The 7,144-nt window shown below is 33.1% G+C and carries 8 protein-coding genes and 1 pseudogene; 5 read left to right on the plus strand and 4 right to left on the minus strand.

Annotated elements, in window-relative coordinates; genetic code table 11:
* Nucleotides 1-154 precede the first annotated feature (154 nt).
* The 4 genes from L8D11_RS02600 to L8D11_RS02615 all read left to right on the plus strand — a co-directional run bounded on the left by L8D11_RS02600 (nucleotide 155) and on the right by L8D11_RS02615 (nucleotide 2,865).
* Complete coding sequence (locus L8D11_RS02600) at nucleotides 155-871, plus strand: Bax inhibitor-1/YccA family protein (protein ID WP_236870121.1); 717 nt, start codon at nucleotides 155-157, stop codon at nucleotides 869-871.
* Nucleotides 872-889: 18 nt separating this feature from the next.
* On the plus strand, nucleotides 890-1,120 hold the full coding sequence (locus L8D11_RS02605) for a GapR family DNA-binding domain-containing protein (protein ID WP_236870122.1): 231 nt from the start codon (nucleotides 890-892) through the stop codon (nucleotides 1,118-1,120).
* An 11-nt stretch (nucleotides 1,121-1,131) separates the two neighbouring features.
* Entirely contained in the window at nucleotides 1,132-1,881 is a 750-nt protein-coding gene (locus tag L8D11_RS02610; RefSeq protein ID WP_236870123.1) for a complement resistance protein TraT, read from the plus strand.
* A 69-nt stretch (nucleotides 1,882-1,950) separates the two neighbouring features.
* Nucleotides 1,951-2,865: an Rpn family recombination-promoting nuclease/putative transposase gene (locus tag L8D11_RS02615; RefSeq protein WP_236870124.1), complete on the plus strand. Its 915-nt coding sequence runs from the start codon at nucleotides 1,951-1,953 to the stop codon at nucleotides 2,863-2,865.
* Nucleotides 2,866-3,029: 164 nt separating this feature from the next.
* Here the strand turns inward: L8D11_RS02615 and L8D11_RS05980 are convergent, their stop codons facing one another.
* Complete coding sequence (locus L8D11_RS05980) at nucleotides 3,030-3,287, minus strand: IS1 family transposase (RefSeq protein ID WP_369127276.1); 258 nt, start codon at nucleotides 3,285-3,287, stop codon at nucleotides 3,030-3,032.
* Nucleotides 3,288-3,301: 14 nt separating this feature from the next.
* Here L8D11_RS05980 and L8D11_RS02620 point away from each other — a divergent pair.
* Nucleotides 3,302-4,005 (plus strand): annotated as a pseudogene (locus L8D11_RS02620) (IS6 family transposase).
* Nucleotides 4,006-4,065: 60 nt separating this feature from the next.
* Here the strand turns inward: L8D11_RS02620 and L8D11_RS02625 are convergent.
* The 3 genes from L8D11_RS02625 to L8D11_RS02635 are packed head-to-tail and all read right to left on the minus strand — an operon-like array spanning nucleotide 4,066 to nucleotide 6,943.
* Nucleotides 4,066-4,653, minus strand: coding sequence for a hypothetical protein (locus L8D11_RS02625; protein WP_236870125.1), 588 nt, complete (start codon nucleotides 4,651-4,653; stop codon nucleotides 4,066-4,068).
* Complete coding sequence (locus L8D11_RS02630) at nucleotides 4,650-5,447, minus strand: hypothetical protein (protein WP_236870126.1); 798 nt, start codon at nucleotides 5,445-5,447, stop codon at nucleotides 4,650-4,652. The genes L8D11_RS02625 and L8D11_RS02630 overlap by 4 nt, the downstream gene beginning before the upstream one ends.
* A 14-nt stretch (nucleotides 5,448-5,461) precedes the next feature.
* Nucleotides 5,462-6,943: a hypothetical protein gene (locus L8D11_RS02635; protein WP_236870127.1), complete on the minus strand. Its 1,482-nt coding sequence runs from the start codon at nucleotides 6,941-6,943 to the stop codon at nucleotides 5,462-5,464.
* Nucleotides 6,944-7,144 lie beyond the last annotated feature (201 nt).

The raw sequence follows: 7,144 nt of genomic DNA on the forward strand, positions 1-7,144 counted from the left end.
AAAAGATTTCATTCTAGCATTGGCTATAAAAAGCCCATGAATGTTTATTTAGAGGCATTGAAAAATGCTGCTTAATAATAGGAAGCAAAATTCTCAAAATTTTGTCTTGATTTTTCAGTCCACTATAGATAAAAATTTAATTAATTAACGCCTCATGACCATAAATTACATAAACACTCAAACAGAAGCCAGAAGAAATAGATACGATTTTGGCCTTAGAAAATATTTAATCTCAGTATATCAATATATGTCTTTTGCACTTGCATTAACTGCAATTATTGCAATGGGTGCAGCTAGTTCGCAAGATTTTATGTATTTAGTACATGGTTCAGGTCTAAAATGGGTTGTAGCATTTGCTCCACTTGGGATGGTTTTTTATATGGGAAGTAGACTAATGTCTATGAGCCAAACAGCAGCGCAGAGCTGTTTAATGGTATTTGCTGCACTTATGGGATTATCTTTATCATCAATATTTATAGTCTTTACTGGTGAATCTATAGCTAGAGTATTTTTTATCACTGCATCTACTTTTGGTGCTATGAGTATATATGGTCACAATACAAAGCGTGATTTATCTTCTATGGGATCATTTTTAATGATGGGGGCTGTTGGTTTACTTATATCTGGTGTTGTAAATATATTTTTAAAAAGTTCAGCTATTTATTTTATTAGCTCTGTTATAGGAGTAGTAGTTTTCACCCTGTTTACTGCTTACGATACCCAAAGAATTAAATCGCTTTATTATCAAAATCAAGGGAATGAACAAGTAGCATCTAAACTTGCTATATATGGTTCACTTACACTTTATATGGATTTTATTAATCTATTTGTTTTCTTGCTACAGTTACTTGGTGCAAAAAGAAACGATTAGTCGCTTAAGGTAAATTTCATGACCAATAAAGAAGAATTATTGCAAATAATAACAAAGTTAGAAAAGCTTGAAGAAGAAAAAGAAGCTGTATCGCAAGTAATAACAGATACTCTAGCAGAAGCAAAGATTAAAGGATATGATATCAAAATATTAAAACAAGTTTTAAAATTAAGAAAAATGGATAATGATGAGAGGCTAAGGCAGGAAGAAGAGCTAGAAACTTACAAAGCGACAATTGGAATGAAATAATGGAGTTAACAATGAATCAAAAAATCTCATCGTATGTAATAATTTTTCTTTTATCCTTAGCAGTATTTAATCTGACTGGCTGTGGTACAACGCAAAAACTGATTAAGCACGGCAAGCTAGAGGTGCAAACTAAGATGTCAGACACTGTTTTCTTAGACCCGATAGACGATGATAAGAAAACTGTAATGCTTCAAATTAGAAATACTACAGACAAAGAAGGTCTTGATATTGAGGCTCAAATTAAATCCGCTATTGAAGCTAAAGGATATAAAGTAGTAAATAAAAGTAAGGATGCCAATATTATGATTCAGGCTAACATTTTACAGGTAGGCAAATCTACTTTAGAAGACCCATTTGCAATATTATCTGGGGGATATGGCGCTACATTTGAAGGTATGGCAGCAGGAGCAATGATAGTTGGATCAACTGGTGGTTCTGGAAGGGATATGTTAGGTTATGGGTTATTAGCAGGAACTGCAAATGCTATTCTTGATGCGGCTGTTGAAGTAGTGCAATACTCAATGATAACAGATTTACAAATTAGCGAAAAAACAGCAGATAATATTGTATCAGAAACTAGTAATGCATTATTAAAACAAGGGACAAGTGGTTATAAAAAATCAGATTGGCAAGAAAAAAGCAATTGGAAAAAATACCAAACAAGAATTATAAGTGTTGCTAAAAAAGTAAATGGAAAATTTACTGAGGCGCAACCTGAGTTGGTAAAGGGACTAGTTAGATCAATATCTGGATTACTCTAATAGTTGGTTAATTTATGTAGCAAAAAGAGCAAGTATCTAGTAATATTGGGGTGATATAAGTAGGCTCTTATGACGATAGTAAAATACTTAAACCCAAGAAATGACATAGCATTTAAGAAGATCTTTGGAACTGAAAAGAACAAGGATATTTTGATGCATTTTTTAAACGATGTAATAGAAAGAGAAGGGAAGAAAGAAATTACAAAAGTAAGACTACTCAATCCAATGCAACATCCTGAACTTATAGGAAAAAAACAGAGTGTAGTTGATGTTTTATGCGAAGAAGAGGATGGAACACAGTACATAGTAGAGATGCAGGTAGCAAAAGTTGGTGGATTTGAGAAAAGAGCTCAATACTACGCAGCAAAAGCATATTCATCTCAAGCTGAAGAGGGGTACAATTATGATCATCTTAAGGAAGTAATATTCTTAGCGATAACAGAATATGAAATGTTTCCAAAGAAGAAGGGGTATAAATCAGTCCATTACACATTGGATAAAAAGACATATGAAAGAGATCTAAAAGACTTCTCATTTACATTCATAGAGCTCAAAAAGTTTAATAAAAGCATAGAGGAAGTAAAGAGCTTTGAAGATAAATGGTGTTACTTTTTCAAGTATGCAAATGATCCTGATGATATGGGTGAATTAATCAAAAACAGTGACGAGGTAATTACAAAAGCATACCATGAGCTAGAAGCACATCACTGGACAAAAGATGAGCTACGTGCCTATGAAGCTTCAGAGAAGATTGCTAGAGATAATAAAGCTAGAGAAGCTTATCTTGAGGGCCTTGCAGAAGAAGCTGAGCGTAGGGGTATCGAAAAAGGTATCGAAAAAGGTATCGAAAAGGGTATCGAAAAGGGTAAAATAGAAAGAAATTATGAGATAGCAAAAAACATGTTATCTCATAATATTTCTGCTGAGATCATATCTCAGTCTACAGGACTTAGTATTGACGAGATCAACAACCTGAAGAATTAGCTAAGCCTTAGTAAAGGTCTGGGTGGGGAGGCTCTAGGCACCGTCAAGTTTTGAATTATTAAAAGCCCAGAAGCAGATAGGTTGAATGATATATAAAGCTGTTATGGTAAATATAACTAGAAAAATAAATTAACTTGACGGTGCCGTCAATTAACTTGGCATTGCTAAACAAATATAGTGTCAAAGAAGAAATGGATGTACACAGATAATTCAGCCATATCATCGGCCTTGGAATAAGCCTTGGTTTTTCGATTGTGTCTCTTGATAAAGTCTCTGAGAGAGCTATTTTGCGCCTCAATATTATAGGTGTGCTTTTTACTTTGTATCAAAACATCATTTGGGATAACTCTTGCATATACTTTGTAATTGGGCTCTGTCGCATCTGTTGAAAGGGATAAGAATTTTGATATTCTAAAAGAAATAGTTGCTGGTAATGATGTTTAAAGTAGATCCAAAAATAATGAAATATTTCAAGAATCATGAATATGGTCCAGAAATAATAATGGTACTCTGTACATGAAGGGAAGATACTCATTAAGTTATAGAGAGATAGAAGAAATAGGTGGATTAAGGGGTCTCAACATAGATCACGCTACTGTGCAAAGATGGGTGATAAAGTTTATGCCAATACTTGAAGGAAGATTTAGAAAAAGAAAAAAGCCAGTCAATGGTAGCTGGAGAATGGACGAGACCTATATCAAGGTTAAAGGTAGATGGGTCTATTTGTATAGAGCAGTTGATAAATACGGAGATACAATAGATTTTATGCTAAGAGCAAAAAGAGATAAAAGATCTGCTAAAGCGTTTTTCAAGAAGGCAATCAAATCTAGTGGCCAGCCTACAAAGGTTAATATAGACAAAAGTGGCTCTAATACTGCTGCTTTAAATTCAATCAATAAGCCATTATCTAAAGAAGACCAAATAGAAATTAGGCAGAACAAATATCTAAACAACAGGATAGAAGTAGATCGTAGATTTATTAAGAAACGAATTAACCCGATGCTTGGCTTAAAATCCTTTAGAAGTGCCGCCAAAACCATTGCAGTAATAGAGCTCTTGCATATGATTAAAAAAGGACAACTTGCTTGCAATGATCATTATAATTCTGTCTTTGATAAATTTCTTTCACTAGCTGCTTAATGGAATAATATATAAATTATTTGAAAACTTTTACTCCTTATTTACAGATGCGACAGAGCCCTATTTCGAATTTAAACCTTCATTAGTTTTACTTGTTCCAAAAATACGCTCGTATTCTGCTTTTATCTTTTGCTCCTCCTCTTCCATTGATTGTATATATTTAATATCAGTTTCATTTTTCATGCATTCTCGATAAGTAAAATTTGCAGTTTTTAGTAAAGGCTTAAAAAATGGTGAGCTGTAATACTCTTCATTAGGTATTTCTTGCCTTTTGAATTTTGGATTGATCGTTCTTATTAATTGATTTAACAAATATGCTGATATTGTTAACGACTCTACTTCTTTCATGGTTTTCATAGTTTGGCCTAGTTCATAATGCGCAATTCCCTCCTCCATCATATCGCCAAGATTAAGATCATTAAAAAAATAATCAAAGGTATCGTCGACTATAGAATGAAAGGAATATCGACCATTTGCAAAGCATTTATACATAGTGAACTCTTCACCAAGTTCTAATAACTTATGCAACTCTCTATTTGATAGAAAAAATGCAGATCCCATTATCTCGTGCCGCATCCCTATATATTTTACCTCAAATACTTGATCAAAAAATTGATCTATAAAATTTTCTTGTTCCTGTATATTCATGGCTTATCCCAATACTTCCAATTTTTCCATTCATCGAGTGGTATGTGGGCGTCTGGATGATTTTTAGGTTTGTTGGTACCTATATCTCTTTTTGCAATTTCCTCTGTAATCACTCTACCTCCTCTACCAATTACATTACCTCCACTTGTTATCTTTACATAATCCACAGTTTGAGAAGAATATTTTGCATTTGGATTGCCAGAAGTAATACGCAATGAATCGTTGGCTTCTTTAAGACCTTTCACAACACTATTAAATCTTACTCCAGTTCCTTCCCTATTTATTTTTATATCACTTAAGTTTTTAGGAATTTTATCAAGGCTTTCTTTCGAAACATCAATGCCAAACTCTTGCTTTATTGTTTCGCTAATTTTTTTATTGTCACCACAATTCAAAATTTCTTTTATTTTTGCGATAATTTCATCATCGTCATCCCCATTACTTCCTCCATCATCTCCACCGCTACCTCCAGCAGAAATCCCAGCTGTCATATCCACACTTATTTTCTCTGCAAGATACTTGATCGTATCTTTAGCATATACACCCGCCCCATATAAAGATTCACTCCAGCTCTTAATCTCCCTAGTCTCTACTACAACTTCAGGCTTATATTCTTTTGTGAGCTCTATAAGTAATTTATGATCAATTAAAGTATCTAAAGAGCTTTCTTCTTCGCCATAATTAGTAAAATTATGGCTCTCACTTTTATATCCTATCTCTAACTCAGATGAACTTCCTAGTGAGTTATCTTCTAGTAATTCATTTTGAATATTAAATATGTCTTGGTCCCACATAAATATTATATCGATTAATAATGATTATTTAAAAAAGCTTCCTCAGGTAAGAAGTATTCTTCACATGAGATAGCTACGTTAAAGAATGCAGAAACCTTACTGCATGCAATACTGCTATAAAACAGAAATTCTTGCTTTGAAGCCAAAAGTTTCTCCTCTATATATCCATAAATCTCTTCTCTTGCTTCTTGAGCGTCCTGCTCTACCATTTCTACAAATTTAAAAAGGAATTCTTTTGTCCATAAGTTTTCCAAATTAGGCTCTTCATTTCGAAAACCAAATTCACATGAATCATTTAGCAAGTCTATGTATTCATTATTCTTAGAATCTTCTCTAAATTTTATAATTAGATCCAAGTTAGATTCTTTAACTGTTAAGCATGAAAATTCATTTAATATTGGTCTTCCTAACAAAGTATGCCCATATATTTCCATGTAGTACGGTGCTGGAGAAGTCACATCAATAGAATTAAGATACGCTTTTAAAAATGATTTTGCGCTCAGCTCAAAATTATTACCTAAAGAATCAAGCATTCTAATATCATCTTGGTCTCTTGCACGAACTACAATATGCTGATCATGCACATAATGATTCTCACCTATGATAAATACGCGAGATCCAGGTGCCAAAATGCTTTTAGTATCAAAGCTTGAAAGCTGCGCATCGCATGATGATAACACTATCTCTAATTCTTTCCCATACAGCCCAAAAGTCGGAACTTCTGTCAAAAATGATGCAAAAAATGGCCAATAACCATTGGCAGCATAAGAAATACCTTTTATAAACGTTGCTGTGTTAATACTATCTCTTGCATAGTAAGTGGTTTCTATATTGCCGTTAACAGAAGTTATAGACTCATCATGACCAAGTATAGGTATTGTATGTAAATGAACCCTTAGACTACTTTCATTGCCATGGGATGAAATATACAATAATTCTATATCTTGCTTTGAATATTGGTATGCTATTTTATATACATCATGATAATAGATATTGCTAAACCTGGCGTCTATTGAAATTACATTATATCCTTTTGTAAATATTGCGTGTACAGCATTAATATCAACAGCACCGCTCTCATCTTTACCTAAGAATACAATTGCTGTTTTTGTATTTTTACCAACATGAGAATAAAATGAATGAAGGTCAAAATGCTCTACTTTATAGTAAGAAGGATATTTTTCCCTAAATCCAATGCTTTCTAAGTGTAATATCTGCTCTTTAGCAATAGGTCTTAAATGAAAGTAGTATAACGCGGAAAACCCAAAAAAGTCCGTGGTATCTTTATATCCATGTGAATTATTTGTTATATGTTTATATAATGCCTGTAAAAGAGATCCGTGTATTTGGTATACACAATTTATCAAATCTCGATCTGTACCTCCTTGGTGGTAAAAGTAATTTATTTTTTGCTCAAATGTATCATAAGTTGCTACCACGTTACCGTTTACACTTGTTGACATCACATTGAACGATGCGCAGGCATGTGCTTTCATAGAGATTAAAATAGTTAACTATAAAATGGTTTGCTGTACTGTCTAACTATATTAAAATTATCCACAATAGCAAGATAAAGACCATTGCATAATAGGCAGAAAGAAACATATATGATAGAATGAAAAGATAAGTACATACGAAAGAGGAGGCAAAATGTCATTTTTAGTAAGAGAAGCAGAAGAACGTATAGAGAAGAGTAA

Origin of the sequence: Candidatus Bandiella numerosa (genome assembly GCF_021811875.1) — a bacterium.
In the GTDB taxonomy this organism is placed as follows: domain Bacteria; phylum Pseudomonadota; class Alphaproteobacteria; order Rickettsiales; family Midichloriaceae; genus Aquirickettsia; species Aquirickettsia numerosa_A.